General features: G+C 50.6%; 18 protein-coding genes. 15 read left to right on the top strand and 3 right to left on the bottom strand.

Translation table 11 applies throughout. The features are described from left to right. The 14 genes from AB4Z33_RS27940 to AB4Z33_RS28005 all read left to right on the top strand — a co-directional run. Nucleotides 1–460 (top strand): DUF2642 domain-containing protein (locus tag AB4Z33_RS27940; protein WP_442053040.1); only part of this gene is annotated, 460 nt, incomplete at its 5' end. Nucleotides 461–597: 137 nt separating this feature from the next. Beyond that, nucleotides 598–1,713, top strand: a complete 1,116-nt coding sequence (locus tag AB4Z33_RS27945; protein WP_442053041.1) for a GerAB/ArcD/ProY family transporter — start codon at nt 598–600, stop codon at nt 1,711–1,713. Further along, nucleotides 1,710–3,191, top strand: coding sequence for a spore germination protein (locus tag AB4Z33_RS27950; RefSeq protein WP_442053042.1), 1,482 nt, complete (start codon nt 1,710–1,712; stop codon nt 3,189–3,191). The genes AB4Z33_RS27945 and AB4Z33_RS27950 overlap by 4 nt, the downstream gene beginning before the upstream one ends. Next, nucleotides 3,188–4,348, top strand: coding sequence for a Ger(x)C family spore germination protein (locus AB4Z33_RS27955; RefSeq protein ID WP_442053043.1), 1,161 nt, complete (start codon nt 3,188–3,190; stop codon nt 4,346–4,348). The genes AB4Z33_RS27950 and AB4Z33_RS27955 overlap by 4 nt, the downstream gene beginning before the upstream one ends. Before the next feature lie 65 nt (nt 4,349–4,413). Next, nucleotides 4,414–4,635, top strand: coding sequence for a hypothetical protein (locus tag AB4Z33_RS27960; protein WP_442053044.1), 222 nt, complete (start codon nt 4,414–4,416; stop codon nt 4,633–4,635). Between the two features lie 45 nt (nt 4,636–4,680). Continuing rightward, nucleotides 4,681–5,070, top strand: a complete 390-nt coding sequence (locus AB4Z33_RS27965) for a spore coat protein (RefSeq protein WP_442053045.1) — start codon at nt 4,681–4,683, stop codon at nt 5,068–5,070. Nucleotides 5,071–5,201: 131 nt separating this feature from the next. Then, a complete protein-coding gene (locus AB4Z33_RS27970; RefSeq protein ID WP_337099645.1) occupies nt 5,202–5,693 on the top strand; it encodes an Lrp/AsnC family transcriptional regulator in 492 nt (163 codons plus the stop codon). Between the two features lie 20 nt (nt 5,694–5,713). Beyond that, nucleotides 5,714–6,934 (top strand): aminotransferase class I/II-fold pyridoxal phosphate-dependent enzyme, encoded by a 1,221-nt coding sequence (locus AB4Z33_RS27975; RefSeq protein ID WP_442053046.1) that lies wholly within the window; start codon nt 5,714–5,716, stop codon nt 6,932–6,934. A 391-nt stretch (nt 6,935–7,325) separates the two neighbouring features. Further along, nucleotides 7,326–7,922: a cob(I)yrinic acid a,c-diamide adenosyltransferase gene (locus AB4Z33_RS27980; protein WP_442053047.1), complete on the top strand. Its 597-nt coding sequence runs from the start codon at nt 7,326–7,328 to the stop codon at nt 7,920–7,922. After that, a complete protein-coding gene (locus AB4Z33_RS27985) occupies nt 7,919–8,884 on the top strand; it encodes an RluA family pseudouridine synthase (RefSeq protein WP_442053048.1) in 966 nt (321 codons plus the stop codon). The genes AB4Z33_RS27980 and AB4Z33_RS27985 overlap by 4 nt, the downstream gene beginning before the upstream one ends. Nucleotides 8,885–8,953: 69 nt before the next feature. After that, entirely contained in the window at nt 8,954–9,331 is a 378-nt protein-coding gene (locus AB4Z33_RS27990) for an arsenate reductase family protein (protein WP_442053049.1), read from the top strand. An 8-nt stretch (nt 9,332–9,339) separates the two neighbouring features. Further along, on the top strand, nt 9,340–10,554 hold the full coding sequence (locus AB4Z33_RS27995; RefSeq protein ID WP_442053050.1) for an aminotransferase class I/II-fold pyridoxal phosphate-dependent enzyme: 1,215 nt from the start codon (nt 9,340–9,342) through the stop codon (nt 10,552–10,554). A 46-nt stretch (nt 10,555–10,600) separates the two neighbouring features. Next, nucleotides 10,601–11,473 (top strand): 5'-3' exonuclease, encoded by an 873-nt coding sequence (locus AB4Z33_RS28000; protein WP_442053051.1) that lies wholly within the window; start codon nt 10,601–10,603, stop codon nt 11,471–11,473. A gap of 247 nt (nt 11,474–11,720) precedes the next feature. Then, a complete protein-coding gene (locus AB4Z33_RS28005) occupies nt 11,721–12,512 on the top strand; it encodes an alpha/beta hydrolase family protein (protein WP_442053052.1) in 792 nt (263 codons plus the stop codon). 208 nt (nt 12,513–12,720) lie between these two features. Here AB4Z33_RS28005 and AB4Z33_RS28010 read toward each other — a convergent pair whose 3' ends face one another. Continuing rightward, nucleotides 12,721–12,999, bottom strand: a complete 279-nt coding sequence (locus AB4Z33_RS28010) for a hypothetical protein (protein ID WP_442053053.1) — start codon at nt 12,997–12,999, stop codon at nt 12,721–12,723. A gap of 50 nt (nt 13,000–13,049) precedes the next feature. Then, entirely contained in the window at nt 13,050–13,346 is a 297-nt protein-coding gene (locus tag AB4Z33_RS28015) for a DUF3055 domain-containing protein (protein ID WP_337099637.1), read from the bottom strand. A 258-nt stretch (nt 13,347–13,604) separates the two neighbouring features. Between AB4Z33_RS28015 and AB4Z33_RS28020 the strand changes: the two genes are divergently transcribed. Next, nucleotides 13,605–14,603 (top strand): HRDC domain-containing protein, encoded by a 999-nt coding sequence (locus AB4Z33_RS28020; RefSeq protein ID WP_442053054.1) that lies wholly within the window; start codon nt 13,605–13,607, stop codon nt 14,601–14,603. A gap of 57 nt (nt 14,604–14,660) precedes the next feature. Here the strand turns inward: AB4Z33_RS28020 and AB4Z33_RS28025 are convergent, their stop codons facing one another. Further along, nucleotides 14,661–15,674: a zinc dependent phospholipase C family protein gene (locus AB4Z33_RS28025; protein ID WP_442053055.1), complete on the bottom strand. Its 1,014-nt coding sequence runs from the start codon at nt 15,672–15,674 to the stop codon at nt 14,661–14,663. Between the last annotated feature and the right edge of the window lie 73 nt (nt 15,675–15,747).

Here is a 15,747-nt window from a genome sequence, read left to right on the forward strand (position 1 = left end):
GCCGTTCGACTCTTATTCTGATCCGATATCCTATCGTAAAATATTGATGAATTCGAAAGGAATGTTCTCGGAAATCTATATAACGGGWAGCAAGTCCATTCACGGATATGTAACGACGGTCATGAACGATTTTTTCGTGTTCTATACGCCGGTCTATCATACCGTTATCGTCTCGCTGCAGCATCTTAAGTATTTGATTCCCTATGAGCCGAATGCAACGCCGTACTCATTAACGGCTGCGCAATTCCCGCTCAAGCCATCCCCGATCACGCTCGCGCGTACATTCGATCAACAGCTACGCAAGCTGATCGGTGAGTTTGTCGTACTCGACTTAGGGGATAATCCGAATAAGACGGGTGTGCTTCGCGATATAGACCAGAATATGATCGAGCTGGTTACAGCAAGCGGCGACGCGATATTTCTCCATTTTGACCATGTCAAATCGATTCATGTACCCTAATGAAATAGACTGCGTGAACAGCTGCGGAAGCAGCCTGACGGCAGTCTTTTTTTTGTTTTCAATGGGACGATTGTGCTCTGAGATGCATGGAAATACGGTTTTGGGGAATCATTTGCTTGTAAGGAAGTGAATGACAAATGACAGCCAAAACATTCGGCATAGTGCCGGCTATATTCATATTTTGTTTATCGGTTGGACTCGCAAACCATGTACTTATCGTTCCGTTCCTGCTAAACGCAGCCATGCGCGATGCGTGGATGTGCGTCCTGATCGCCCTTATCGTATCGTTGCCATGGATGATGTTCCCGTTATATGGCTTGCTCAAAAAAATGAACAAAGAGCCGATTGACGAATGGTTGAAGCAGCGGGTACCTGCTTTTATTTCGCATGTCATCGTGAGCGTGTTCTTAGTTCTTCTCTTGATAACCAGTTACGACACGCTTGTCATTACGTCTTCGTGGACGGCAACAACGTATTTGCCGAAGACGCCGCCGATGGTTGTGTGCGCCGTGTTCTTAGGCTTAGGCATTTATGCAGCATTATCGAATCTGCGCACGATCGCTTATGTAAGCTGTATACTACTGCCTCTCGTTGTTCTATTTGGCGATTTTGTCATGTCCGCCAATATACCGCATAAGGACTACCATTACATGCTTCCGTTACTGGAGAACGGGCTGTCCCCTGTGCTGAAGGGAGCGTTCTATTCGTTGACAGCAACATGCGAGTTATTCGCACTATTGTTCATTCAGCACCATATAAAGGGTGAGCTGAAGCGCTGGCATCTCGTCATTCTGGCGCTTCTCCTTGCGCTGCTTACGTTTGGGCCGTTGACGGCGGCTATTGCCGAATTTGGTCCAGAGGAAGCAGCTAAAATGCGTTTTCCCGCTTTCTCTCAATGGAGACTCGTATCCATCGGCAGATACTTCGAGCATGTCGATTTCTTCGCCATCTTCCAATGGTTGTCTGGCGCACTGATTCGATTATCGTTAACGCTATATATTCTAACGGAATTTGGCCCATTCAAACGTTTAAAGCGAAAGTGGATTGCACCTGTCGTCATCGGCATTGTTTTATTGGCGGCGTCGCATTTTGCGTTAAAAGATATGATAAATTTCAATGTCTTGGTGCAAAATTATTTCTTGTTTGCTGGTGTCGTTATTGCCGTTGTCGTACTGCTGCTATGGTTCATGTCGTTCTTGAAGAAGGAACGCGATAAAGGTGAGTCGGCTGCGAAGGAGGAGCGGTTAGGTTGAATCCGAACAAGAAGGAAGTAAGAGGAACCGGAGACCATGAACAGGAAGGCGAGCCGTCCATTACCCACGAGCAGTTTCGAGAAAGCATTAAGAAATGCAACGATATCATAGAACATACCGTTATGATTAACGGAAGCGATTCACGCCATGTTACGTTGTTCTATTGCGACGGCATGATCGATYATCAGCAGATGCAGCTCGGACTTCTTCCGCAGCTTGATGACTGGGCGAAATACATATTCTCGCAGGCGGAAGTGCACGAACATCCGATCGATAAAAAAAGCGCCTTGTTCAGCAAGGTGGATACGGACGAAGGAGCGGATGATCTGTTCGCTTACCTGTTCTCGGGCTGCGTGATATTGCTGTTCGAAGGTTTGCGAGAATTTTACGAATACAACATCGGAAGCCAGCCCGGCAGGTCGCCCGAGGAGTCCACGATGGAGCTGTCTCTCAAAGGACCGCGCGACGGCTTCGTCGAGCAGCTATCGACGAATGTGGCATTAGTGCGCAAGCGCCTCCGAACCCCGCAAATGCATGTGCAATATTTACGGATTGGGACCCATTCGCAAACTGAGGTAGCCATCCTCCATCTAGATGACAAAGCGAAGCCGAAGCTCGTCAAAGAGACGATTGAGCGGATTGAAAATATCCATATTCCATCGTTGAACGGAGCAGGTCATCTGGAGGAGCTGGTCTCCGATCGTCCATTCTCGTTTTTTCCGCTAGTCGATTATGTCGGGCGGCCTGATTATGTGGTCCAATCAATGATGAATGGGCGAGTAGCGATCCTCGTAGACGGAGCGCCTGCGGCGCTTATCGCACCGGGCAATTTCCTGCTGCTCATCAAGTCGCCAGAGGACATGCATCTTCCCTTTTATTTCGTAACGCTGGAGCGGCTGCTGCGACTGATCGGTCTTGTGTTGTCCATTTGCTTGCCGGCATTCTGGATTGCCCTCTGCTCATTCAACACGGATCAAATCCCGTTTCAGCTTCTAGCGACGATTACGATCTCGCGTATGGGGCTTCCGCTTTCCTCAACGATGGAAATGTTCCTTATGCTGACGATGTTCGAGCTGTTTCGCGAGGCAGGCGTTCGGTTGCCGAGGCCGGTCGGCCAGACGGTATCCGTCGTGGGTGGATTAATAGTCGGCGATGCCGCGATAAGAGCCGGTCTGACGTCGCCAACGATGCTTGTCGTAGCTGCAGTTACTGCGGTATCGACGTTCACACTAGTCAATCAATCATTGGCGGGTACAGTGAGCATTATTCGTTATTTGGTGTTGATCCTTGCATCGGCACTAGGCATGTTTGGATTCATGGTAGGCACCCTGGCGGTTATCATCTACATTTGCTYCCTTGAGTCTTTTGGCATGCCGTACATGACACCAATTGCTCCGCCGAACTTCAAGCAGTGGTTTACGGCGCTCTTCCAGCTGCCGTGGAAAGTAAGGAGCAGCGAGCGGAGGGGCAGGCGATGAAGAACGCTTTCGTAAGCAGAGCCGCGAGGCACGCTATGACCGTTTGCTTGCTGTTATCTGCTATGCTGCTGCAAGGCTGTTGGGATGAGGTGAATCTCCAGGACGAGAGTTATGTGTCAGCGCTGGGGGTTGAGTTTATTGACAACGAGTTTCATCTGTACGCTCAAATGATTAAGTTTGCCGGTGTTGCTAAGGTAGAGGGCAGCTCGGACGTGAAGAATCAAGTGTGGCTTGGCATGGGGAAGGGCAGTTCGGTGCTGCTGGCGATTAACAATTTGAAAAAAGGAGCGCAGTCCGAAATCAATCTGGAGCACTTAAAGTCGATCGTCGTCCACGAGAACGCGATGAGCGAGCTTGAAAATATTATGGACGGATTAAACAGGCAGCGTGCATCTAGATATACATCGCTCGTTTTCGGTACGAAATCGGACATCGTTGAATTGTTTACTACGGAAGCGTTGTTCGAACAATCTCCCTTGAATACCATTCTTTATTTGCCCAGCGTTCAAGAGGATCAGCGCAGCTTCATCAGACCGTTCGCGATGCAGCTCGCCGTACAGATGTTGAAGGAGCCTGGCATGACGACGGCATTCCCGGTAATCGGCATTAACGGCTCGGATTGGCTGAAGGGGAAGCAAGCGCTGCAGGTGCAAGAAATTAAAGGCGTTTTCGTTTTGAAAAGAAGCAAGTATATCGGTTTTCTTCCCGAGAAGGAAGCAGCAGGTCTTCGCTGGCTTGATCCGAAATTCAATGTGTTTATGGTGGAAGCGAAAGGTGCAATGGGCAAGGCAACTATTGCTATTCGAGGCACGGATTTTAAACTGACGGCTGCGAAAGGCGGCAGCGTGCCTGATTTTAAGCTGTCGGTTCGATTGCATGGCGGCGTCGTCGAGCAGGATCAGCCAATAAGCAAAGCGGAAATTGAAAGCTCCATCGAGACCTCGATCAAGGAAGACCTAGAGCAAACCTACGTAGCCGGATTGGAAAAAGGGATGGATCTTTATCAGCTTGAGCACCATATGTACCGTTATCATAATGCCGAATGGAAGCAGACGATGGCTGCAGGAGACTGGACTCCGCGGCAAAGTCAGCTCAAGATCGATGTGAAATTTGAATTGAATCATTCCGGTAAATTTGACCTTGGCGAGGGTACATAAAGAAGGCGGCTGTTGCCCATAATACGTTAGGAACTAAGCTTATGCCAACTTGAAGGAGTGGGAAAATGCTACAACCAATGACGGCCAAAGAACTTGAATACATCGCCGATTCGATGTCCAACGAAGATTTGCTTATTAAGCAAAATGCCCAAGTCGCTACGATGGCAACGACTCCAGCGCTGCGCAACTTATGCTCCCAATTGGTGCAAACACATCAGCAGCACTACGAATCGCTGTTGCATGCGATTTCGCATCATCAGCAATTGGCGCCGACCCAGCCTCAATAATTATTTGATCGAGACGATAACCATTTTTCTTAGGAGGGCTCATTTATGTATCAGCAGCAAAATCAACCGTTTCTGTCAGACGAAGATATGGCATATACGGTATTGTCCGATTTGAAGCGGGTCGTACGCGAATATGCGACGGCTGCAACAGAAGCGTCCTGCCCAGACATTCGGGATCTGTTCACGAAGCTGCTGAACAGCACGCTTACAATGCAGGGTCAGGTGTTCCAAGCGATGCAGCAGGCGAATATGTATAACACGGCTTCTCCGGCGCTGCGCCAAGAGCTGGATAAGCAAATGAAGGAATATCAACAGACGAAGCAGAAGACGCAGCAGTTCCTGCAGCAGAAGATGAGCGGTCAAACGACACAATCGATGTACACGCCATCCATGCATCAGAGCCAACAGCAAAGCCAATTCCAGCAATCGCATTAACCATAAGACGGCTTTGTTCTGTCGTGTTTTGCAAAGACCCTTCGGGGTCTTTCGTTTTTTCTTTTGCAGGAACAATAATTTCGTTGTAAAATGTTCTTTATAATCGCACGCGTGCTGGAAGGAGTTAACGAATGAACGAACTACAGTTGAAAGTGCTTGAGTTGCTAAAGGAAGATGCGCGCAGAGATGCGGAACTGATCGCCACCATGCTGGCCGCGCCGGTAGAGGACGTGAAGGAAGCCATCGCGTTTCTTGAGAAAGAGCATGTGATCGTGAAGTATGCGACAGTCGTGAACTGGAGCAAAGTGGATGACGAGAAAGTGACGGCGCTCATCGAGGTTCAGATTACGCCAGAACGCGGTCGTGGATTCGAAGGCATAGCGGAGCGGATATACCTGTATCCGGAAGTGAAATCCGTATACCTCATGAGCGGTGCTTATGATCTGTGCGTCGAGGTAGAGGGCAAAAATTTGAAAGAGGTCGCCTCTTTTGTATCCAATAAATTATCGCCGATTGATGCGGTGTTATCGACCAAAACATTTTTCATTTTGAAAAAATATAAACAGGACGGCATTATCTTCGAGGAGCACGAAGGTGACCATCGGTTGATGGTTTCGCCGTAACATAACAAAGGGTGATGGTAATGATAAAAGGTGAAGAACAGTTAACATCCACCCCCGTGCAGCGTCATACGATGGCTGATTATTTGTCTCCTCATGTGAGAGACATTAAACCGTCGGGTATCCGTCGGTTTTTTGATTTAGTCAGCTCGCGCAAGGATGTCATTACGCTCGGGGTTGGCGAACCCGATTTTGTAACGCCTTGGCATGTCCGCGAGGCAGCCGTATACGCACTGGAGATCGGCAAGACGCAATATACGTCCAATGCCGGGATGCCGGAGCTTCGCGAAGCCATCGGTCAATATTTGAACGATCAATTCGCGGTCGAATACAATCCTGCCAATGAAATACTCGTTACCGTAGGCGGCAGCGAGGCGATCGACCTTGCTTTGCGCGCTTTGATCGCGCCAGGCGACGAAATTCTAATTCCGGAGCCGTGCTATATATCATACTCTCCGATTACGACGCTTAGCGGCGGTGTAGCCGTAGGCGTCGAGACGTTCGCGGAGGATCAATTCAAGCTGAAGGCGGAGACGCTTCGTGCGGCACTGACGCCGCGTTCCAAAGTACTTATTCTCTGTTATCCAAGCAACCCGACAGGCGGCATCATGACGTACGAGGATTGGCTGCCGATTGCGAAGCTCGTCGAGGAGAAAGATTTGATCGTTATTTCCGATGAAATCTATGCCGAGCTGACTTACGGAGAGAAGCACGTAAGCTTCGCCGCGATGCCGGGCATGAAGGATCGGACGATTCTCGTCAGCGGCTTCTCCAAAGCGTTCGCGATGACCGGTTGGCGGATGGGCTACGCTTGCGGACACTCCGATATTTTGTCCGCAATGTTGAAGATTCATCAATACACGGTTATGTGCGCACCGATTATGGCACAGTACGCTGCGCTAGAAGCGTTGCAGCACGGGCTGGAGGAGAAGGATCGGATGGTCGAGGCGTATAACCAGCGCCGCAGACTTGTCGTCAAAGGCTTCCGGGATATCGGCCTCGACTGCCATGAGCCTCAGGGCGCGTTCTATGCGTTCCCGTCGATTGTATCGACAGGCTTAACGAGCGAAGAATTCGCTCAGCGCCTGCTGGAGGAAGCGGGCGTTGCAGCCGTGCCAGGCGATGTATTCGGTCTTGGCGGCGAAGGACATCTTCGCTGCTCCTATGCAACCTCGGTAACGAACTTGACCGAGGCGCTTGATCGGATCGGGCAGTTCGTCTATAAATTGAACCAACAACGTTAATATTAGAAGCTGATTGTTTGAGAAGCAGAAGCAGTAGGAAGGAGTAACATCCGGCCTGCTGCTTTCGTTTGTTCAAATAAGCAGAGTTTTAACGGACAGTAGCGACCCTTAATGTTCTTTTTAACCATTGCATCGCTTCCTTGCGGACTCAGTGGTCGCCAACTGTCACAAATATTAATCATTTGTTAAGAAAATGAGCCAAAAAGGTATTCTGGGTCCGTAATCTGGCGGAATGAGTGTTATTTGGTGTGTTAGTGTTGCTGGTGTCCGTAATGAATACCGAAATCAGTTGCATTAGAACAGCAGGAACATACTGCCTGAGCGCCTCGGTGGTGCTCATTTATGGTATAGTGGGAACAGAAGATTGAGAGGCTTGAGAGGGTGCGATAATATGAAGCTGTACACCAGAACTGGCGATAAAGGCCAGACATCCTTAATCGGGGGACGAGTCCGAAAGGACGATGCGCGGGTTGAAGCGTACGGTACGATTGACGAGCTGAACAGCTTCGTAGGCGTTGCCGCTGCGGAGGCGGCGAAGCATGAGGTGCTGGCAGAACTGGCCCAGCGATTGATGGTTATTCAGCATGAGCTGTTCGATTGCGGGGCCGATCTTGCCTATGCGAGGGAAGGCGCGCCGCTAAAGCTGGATGCGGGTCCAGCTTTGCGGCTGGAGGAATGGATCGATGAATATACGGAGGAAGCGCCTGAGCTGCTTAAGTTTATTTTGCCTGGGGGAAGCACGCTTTCAGCTAGCCTGCATGTGTGCAGGACGGTATGCCGCAGAGCAGAACGGCGCGTGGTGACGCTTGCGCTGGCAGCTTCGCATCCAGTCAGCGAGGATGTACAGACTTATTTGAACCGGTTGTCGGACTTCTTCTTCGCTGCTGCGCGGGTTGCGAATGCGAGACTTGGTCTTCCCGATATGGAATATGAACGGAGTGCAGAAGTGTTCCGTACGAGCAAGAGCAAGGATTCGGGTAAGCAATGATGCAAATGCAATCCGAGGAGCTCCGGGAGCTCTATTATAAGCCGCTCATCGTACAGGTCGAGCAGGGTGATGACGGCAAGCAGGTACGCACCGTGCTGGAGCGCAAGCTTGGCGTATCCCGCAAGCTGCTCTCACAGGTGAAGCTGACCGAGCATGGGCTTACCGTGAATGAGCAGCGCGTCTATACGACGGCGACCGTGTCTGAAGGCGACGTTATTCGCGTCCGTATGCTGCGCGAGCAATCGGATGATATATTACCAGAGCCAATGCAGCTCCAGATTGTGTTCGAGGACGAGGACTTGATGATCGTCAACAAACCTGCTGGCGTGGTCGTTCATCCGACGCATGGGCACTATACGGGAACACTGGCAAACGGCGTGGTCTACCATTGGCTGGAGAAGGGCGAACGCGTCAGGTTCAGACCTGTTCATCGGTTGGATGAGGACACCTCTGGTCTTGTAGCCATTGCGAAGACTTCGTATGTCCATCAGCAGTTATCGGAGCAGTTGCAAGCAGGTACAGTGACGAAGCTGTATCGCGCTTATGTCTACAATTGTCCACAGCCGCTTACGGGTACGGTTGACGCGCCTATCGACCGCGATCTGCTTGAACCGCATCTGCGTATCGTGACGCCGGACGGTTATGCATCCGTAACGCACTATGAGACGGTGGAGAGCTTTCGGGATGCCGCCGCTGCAGTGAAGCTGAAGCTGGAGACGGGCAGAACGCATCAGATTCGCGTCCATATGAAGCACATCGGCTGTCCGCTTATCGGAGACAAGATGTATGGGCCTAAGGATGACGCCGTTGCCGCTTGGGAAGAAGCGGCAGGCCGTCAGGCGCTTCATGCGGAAACGCTGGGCTTAACCCATCCGCTGACGGGACAACGGATGGAGTGGCATGCAGAGCTGCCGCCGGAGCTTGTACGACTAGAACAGACGTTGAAGGGGATTGGTTGCTAGTTGCAGTTTGATTGATATAGAGAAGCTGCGCTGCATGAGAATGGCGTAAGCGATTAGGAGGAGTCAGCGATGACGAAGCAGAATGAACTAACCATTATTCAATATCCGAAATGCAGCACGTGCAAGGCGGCATTTAAGTCGCTGCAAGCGAAGGGCAATGAAGTGAAGTCGCAGCATATCGTCGAGGAAACGCCGAGCGCTCAACAATTGAAAGAGCTTGTCCGTCTTAGCGGACTGGAATTGAAGAAGTTTTTTAATACATCCGGTGAAGTATACAAGGAACTTGGTTTGAAGGACAAGCTGGCTGCCATGTCCGATGACGAGAAATACGAGCTGCTTGCGCAGCACGGCATGCTTATAAAGCGACCGATCGTAACGGATGGAACAACCGTAACGGTTGGCTATAAGGAAGAGCAGTACGAGCAAGTATGGAAGAGGAACGGGTGATCTAGACGATGAGCAACGACAAACGGAAGTGGAGGTCGGAGCGGCTGTCTCAGCTTGGATCGTCGATCTTCGCAGAGGTGGCAGCGTGGAAGATGGCTGCCGCCGCGAGTGGGCAGGACATCATCGATCTAGGCATTGGCAGCCCCGACAAGCCGCCGACGCCTGCTGTCAGGCAAGTGCTGAGCGAAGCTGTGCTGCGCTCCGATATGTATGCCTATCCCGCTACGCGAAGCGGATTGCCCTTCAAGTCGTATGCGGCGGAGTGGATGAAGCACCGATTCGGTGTCGAGCTTGATCCGGCACATGAAATTGTAACGTTGCTTGGTTCGCAGGATGGTTTAGCGCATTTGGCGATGGCCTTATGCGATCCTGGTGATACAGCGCTGCTGCCAAATCCCGGGTATCCGATCTATACGGCTTCACTTGCGCTTGCCGGTGTTGAAGCGGTGCTCATGCCGCTGCGAGAAGAGAATGAGTATATGCCAGACCTTGATGGGATTGCCGATGAGCAGTGGGACAATGCAACATTTATTTTGCTTAACTATCCGAATAATCCGATCTCGGCTGTCGCGGACCTTGGTTTCTTCGAGCGGTTAATCGAGAAGGCGCGCAAGCATGACGTATTGGTCGTACATGATTTGGCCTACTCGGAGATGGGCTTTGACGGCTGTGAGCCGCCAAGCATCCTGCAAGTGCCAGGAGCGCTTGAACAAGCGGTCGAATTCCATTCCTTGTCGAAGAGCTTTAATATGGCGGGCTGCCGGATCGGTTATTTGGCCGGCAATCACGAAGCGGTTGGCGCGCTGCGCGAGTTGAAAGCGAATATCGATTACGGCGTATTCGATCCGATTCAAGAGGCGGGCATCGCTGCGCTAAGGGAAGCGATGGACGATACTACTGAAGTACCTAAGGCAGGCAAGCTGTATGAACACAGAAGAAATTTGTTCATCAATACCTTGAATGAAGAAGGCTGGCAAGTGTCAAAGCCGAAGGCGACGATGTTCGTATGGGCGCAACTGCCGGATATGCAATGGTCACTAGACGTTCCATGGACGTCACGGACGATTTCCCAGGAAATGCTGAAGCGAACCGGTGTCGTTGTTGTTCCGGGAGAAGCTTTCGGCACTGAAGGGGAAGGATACGTGCGTATCGCGCTAGTCGAAGAAGATGATAGATTAATAGAAGCCGCTAAGCGGATTGGAAGGTTCATTCGCGGGGAATAAATAGTAGATAACGCATCATTATTTTAGAAGGAGAGTGATTATAGCAATGGCTAATCAAAAATTGTTGCTCGTGGATGGAATGGCTATTTTGTTCAGAGCTTATTTCGCAACATCGTTCGGAAGCAGCAGCAGTATTCGCCGGACGAGTTCAGGTGTGCCGGTTAATGCTGTTCATGGTTTTGTCCGTTATTTCATGGACGCGGTAAAAACGTTCGAGCCCACGCATGTGATTTGCTGTTGGGATATGGGAAGTACGACGTTCCGTACGGAGCAATACGACGGCTATAAGTCTAATCGCCCAAGCGCGCCAGAGGATTTGGTTCCGCAGTTCGATCTGGTGAAAGAAGTCGTTGCCAGCTTCAACGTGCCGAACATCGGTATCGAAGGTTTCGAAGCCGACGATTGCATCGGTACGTTAGCCCGTGCGTTTAAGGATCAGGCAGAGGTTGTAGTCGTAACAGGCGACCATGATATGCTGCAGCTTGTCGACGAAACGGTATCGATTGCAATTATGAAGAAGGGTATTGGGAACTACATGGTGTATACGCCTGCGAGCCTCATGGAGGAGCGGAAGCTTACGCCAGCCCAAATCATTGACATTAAAGGGTTAATGGGCGATACGAGCGACAACTATCCGGGCGTCAAAGGCATCGGAGAGAAGACAGCGCATAAGCTTATCCAGGAGCATGGCTCTATCGACGGACTGCTTGCCAACCTCGAGGCGGTAACGAAGACGATTCGGGCGAAKATCGAAGCGGATCTGGACATGCTGCATCTGTCCCGCGATCTTGCAACGATTCGCTGCGACGCGCCAGTCTCGGCTGAACTTGAAGCTTGCAGCTGGGCTTACGAGCGCGAGATCGTGCTTCGTAAATTCGATGAGCTGGAATTTAAAAGCTTGATCGCTTTGATAAGCTAATTGGTTGAAACAAAGTGAAAGACGCCCCATCAGAAGAAGGCTTGAAAATAGTGTTCTGCAGATGGGGCTTTTTATATAAATTGATGGTTGACTTAAATGGAGTCGATTGCTATTATAGGTTTATATCCAAGTATTTCAATGCGTTATATATGAATAATAATTTTTAACCAACGACCGTTAAAACGGAGGTGTCCTTCTTGAGAAGGATTGCCTCCTTTTTTTAATCCAATGATGAGGAGTGGTGAACATGTCGGAGAGAACGATTATTTCGCATGCATTTGAAATTCCGGTATCGGAGAAGCTTGTACTAAAAGGCAGAGTGAAAGCGACAGAAGAGGGAACGGCGAAGCCTGTCGTCATTATCGCGCACGGCTTTCGAGGCTTCCAAGATTGGGCGTTCTGGCCTGAGGTGACGGATAGCTTGGCTGAGAGAGGATTCTATGCGGTTAGCTTTGATTTTGCAAGAATCGCAGCTAAGGAATCAGGGCTGGATGACCAAAGCGTCGCGCAAGCGAGCACCATTACGCAGGAGCTGGGCGATTTGGACACGATCGTGCAGTACGTCCGTCAAGGGCTGCTTCCGTTAAGAGAGCAATACGATTCGCGTCGAATCGCCGTTATCGGGCATAGCCGGGCGGGTGGAAGCAGCCTTCTGCTTGCGGGAGAGCAGCCGGACAGCATACAAGCAGTAGTCGTGTGGAATGGCGGCGCTTCGCCAGTTGCCTCCTTGGACGATCCTAATATTACGCTCGTGCAGCGCCTTGTAGCCGAGGATGCGCTGGCGAATCAAGAACGGTTCGATGTCATTGAAAAATTCAGATTGCTTGAGCAACCGGTATTAGTCGTTCAGGGCAGCAGCGACAGCGAGCGGCTGCTGGCGGTTAACCAGAAGCTGCGCGAAGCGGCGCCGGATCAGACCTTCGTATCCATAGAAGGTGCTGACCATACATTCGGCGTCCTGCATCCTTATAGCGGCGCGACAAGTTATCTATCAGATGCATTGCAAGCGACGCTTGCCTTCCTGAAGAAAGTATATTAATTCGCGCCAGCTTGCTGATGAGATAAACCTCTATCGAGGTCTTTTCGAAGATGAGCGACCGCGTTTAAAGGTTGGTTTATTCGCCAATAGGAAAGACCGACTCGCTTTAACGCTTTAGCGAATTTAACCTTTCCTATGTGGTAAAAAAAAGCCCTTGCTTCCGCTGCCGCCCGAATGGGCGGTAAGGAGAAAGCAAGGGCTTTGTTGTTTAGGGTTCGTCGAGCACTTCAGGCACGGATGAAGTATATCCTTCGTCGCCGGGATAGTCTCGGTCAAGATCTTCATGCAGCGACCGATTCTCGTAGTCGAAGCGCTTGGAGGCGCTTTGGTCGATTCGCCACGGCTTGCTCTTGCCAGGGGATTCCACCAGCAGCTCCGTTYCGTACGGCCCTTCCGGAAATTCCTCCGGAATCAGGTCGTTGCGCTGCGATTCCACAGTTGATACGTCCGTGTACTCTTGACGATCTTCGTCCTTGTAACGAGTCATAGAGAGTCGCCTCCGAAATGGTTATTTGCTACCATTTCAGTGTTCCCTGATCAATCGGTAAAATTCACCGTTCCGACTACAAAATACAAAAATTGCGCAAGCTCGGAAGCTTCTTCCTCGGTCAGCTTGAACGTAAATTCCAAATAACCTTCTTCTTCAAGATCATCCGGGCCAATGATCGCGGTCTTGCCGGATTGCAGCTCGGTAATCAGCTTCTTGCCGTAGAAGCGGTGAGTTGCCGTTATCGCAAGATCGAACCGTTTCAAGCTCGGCGTAATGAATGTGACGAATCTAGTCGAGGTATCCTCGGTCGTATCGGACATAAAATCATAATCAGGCAGTAACATGGGTATAGCCTCCACTCGCATTAGTAAGCTGCAAAACCTTCATAGAAATTGCAGCGGCATTACGGATAAGTATACACTAACAAAACGCTTGTCATAAACCATTCCATATGGTAGTCTGTAAGCAATCGAATCAATTGATCGTGAGGGAGCACCTCTTCTGCTTAGGCAGGGGAGGTGCTTTTTGTTTTGTTCGGGGGTTTCTCCGCCGATCTGCGATTCGTTATCTATCATTATATTCGAATAGGGAGTGTAGCAGGTATGCAAATCGTATTTTTGAACACGCTCGAGAAAACGGACGCCGATCAACGCGTCATCAGCTCGCAACTTTCAATCTGCGAGCGGCAAGGCGTCTGGGCTGTATTATGGATGGAAGGCGAGCAAGCCGAAGGAAATCCGGACACATGGTTCGAAGGAACGTCGTGGGAAGAGATGATGATCGCTTTCCGCCTAGGCATCGCGAGGAAGCTGGGCGAGGGATACACGCCGATAATTGACGGCATGCTGGAAGAGCGCCGCACAACGGCCGGAAGTTTCGTTACGATGCTGCAATGCTACGGCGAGCTGCATGCCAATCAAGAGCTGTTCCAGTCGTTGCGCGAATGGCGGAGAACAAAGGCTGCTTCAGAGAAAAAGTCGGCCTATCTCGTATCGACAAATCGAATGTTATGGATGATTAGCGCCTTCGTCCCTCATACCGCTGAGGAGCTTGCGCAAATTCCAGGCTGGGGGAATGCTAAGCTTGCCGCTTACGGAGAAGAGATAGTGGAAGTGACGAGCCGCTTCGCGCGCGAGACGGCATTCCCGCTGCAATGGGTAGCCGAGAAGCTGGATACTTCAGCTTATACGGGCTGGCTGTTCAAGCAGAAGGAGACGAAGTACAAGACGCAGATGGATCGACATATCGCGAAGAAGCAAATATTGCTAGCTAATCAGCAAGGTGGAACACTGGAGCAGCTCGAGGAGAAGCTGGAGCTGACAAGACGCGAGTTGATGGACCGGATCGAGCAGCTGGAGCAGGAGGGCTATGACCTTGAGCCGCTCATTACGCGTGAGCTGTCAGAGATGCCGGAGGAGGAGCAGCAGCTTGTCTGGCATGCGCTCTCAAGCGTCGGCGATCGTTATTTAAAGCCGGTGCTTCAGCAGGTATACGGGTCAAGCGATGCTTCGGAATTAGGCAAGCCTGTGGATACGTTGTACGAGAAGCTGCGGCTCATCCGGGTTCGCTTCCGCAGGAATAGTGCGGACAAAGCTGTTTAGTAATGAATAAGGAGCCGAGAGGGCGCAAAGCGATGTTGCGTGATCTCGGCTCTGTTGCTAGATAGCGGCTTCGGTGATACCAGGCTGATCCGGCCACACCGTCTCGGCATAGCGAATTCGTACGCCAATATCACATGGAAGCCCCGTTTCATAAGAGGAATTTCCGATTTTCTCAATAGCTATCTCACGAAGCTGACGAACTTCTATCCGGTCTTCCTTCGTTGGCTGAGGCGCTTCATGGGCTCTGAGCCATATGAGGACGGCGCTCATAACGTCCATAGCGTCGTCAATTGCGCGATCCCATAATGTCCAACCGTTATCGCGATGGTAGACCTCTTTATCAGTCGGATCGATCCATGGCAGATCCTGTTCATTCATAACGTCATAGGGCGTAGGTCCTTTGCGGAATACGAACGGTTCGATTGCTCCGAAGGTAAGCGCTTTGCGAACGCCGCTCGGGTCATGGAATAATCGCTGTGCGTTCGTGAAATCGCGATTCGCATCATGCCAATCTTTTCGGCTAATGGACATAGCAAGTTCCGGATAGAATCTTCCCGCAATCGTTTCGAACGCGTCGACAATCTGCTCGGGGAAACGGCCATTCGTATTGATATAGCGCCAAACCGGCGTGTTCCACGTCTCAATTCCCCATAGCTTCCGCGCAATGACAGTATCCATCATAATCTCGTAGCGCTGATGATCCCACTTGCGAAATCCCGATTTGCTGAATACGAAAGGATGCATATTGCGGTCCAGCACATGATGCAGAACGAAGCCAAGCGCGTACAAAACTGCTCGATCTGCTTTGCCAGGACAGGCTTTGCGTCCGTTCACCGAATCTAGCAGCTCGATTAATACAGGTCCGCAATGCTCATTATGCATGGCGGTTGCCATACGATTCATCGCGATGCTTTTCTGCCAGGGCAGGAACCGATGGTAGAATAGAAAGTCTGGGCCTTGGCAGCCCATATTAAAAATAGCCTTATCGTCATCCGCAGCAATTAGCTTGGATTCCTTCATTTTTTCAAGCACGAGCTGTCCAAAAATAAGATGTGCCCATACGTTCGGCATAAGGAGCCTCCTAAGAAAATTTATGTAACCCGACATTTATTTGTAATTTATAGGACTAAAGACGCAACTGCTT

The organism is Paenibacillus sp. 2TAB19 (genome assembly GCF_052115185.1).
In the GTDB taxonomy this organism is placed as follows: Bacteria; Bacillota; Bacilli; order Paenibacillales; family Paenibacillaceae; genus Pristimantibacillus.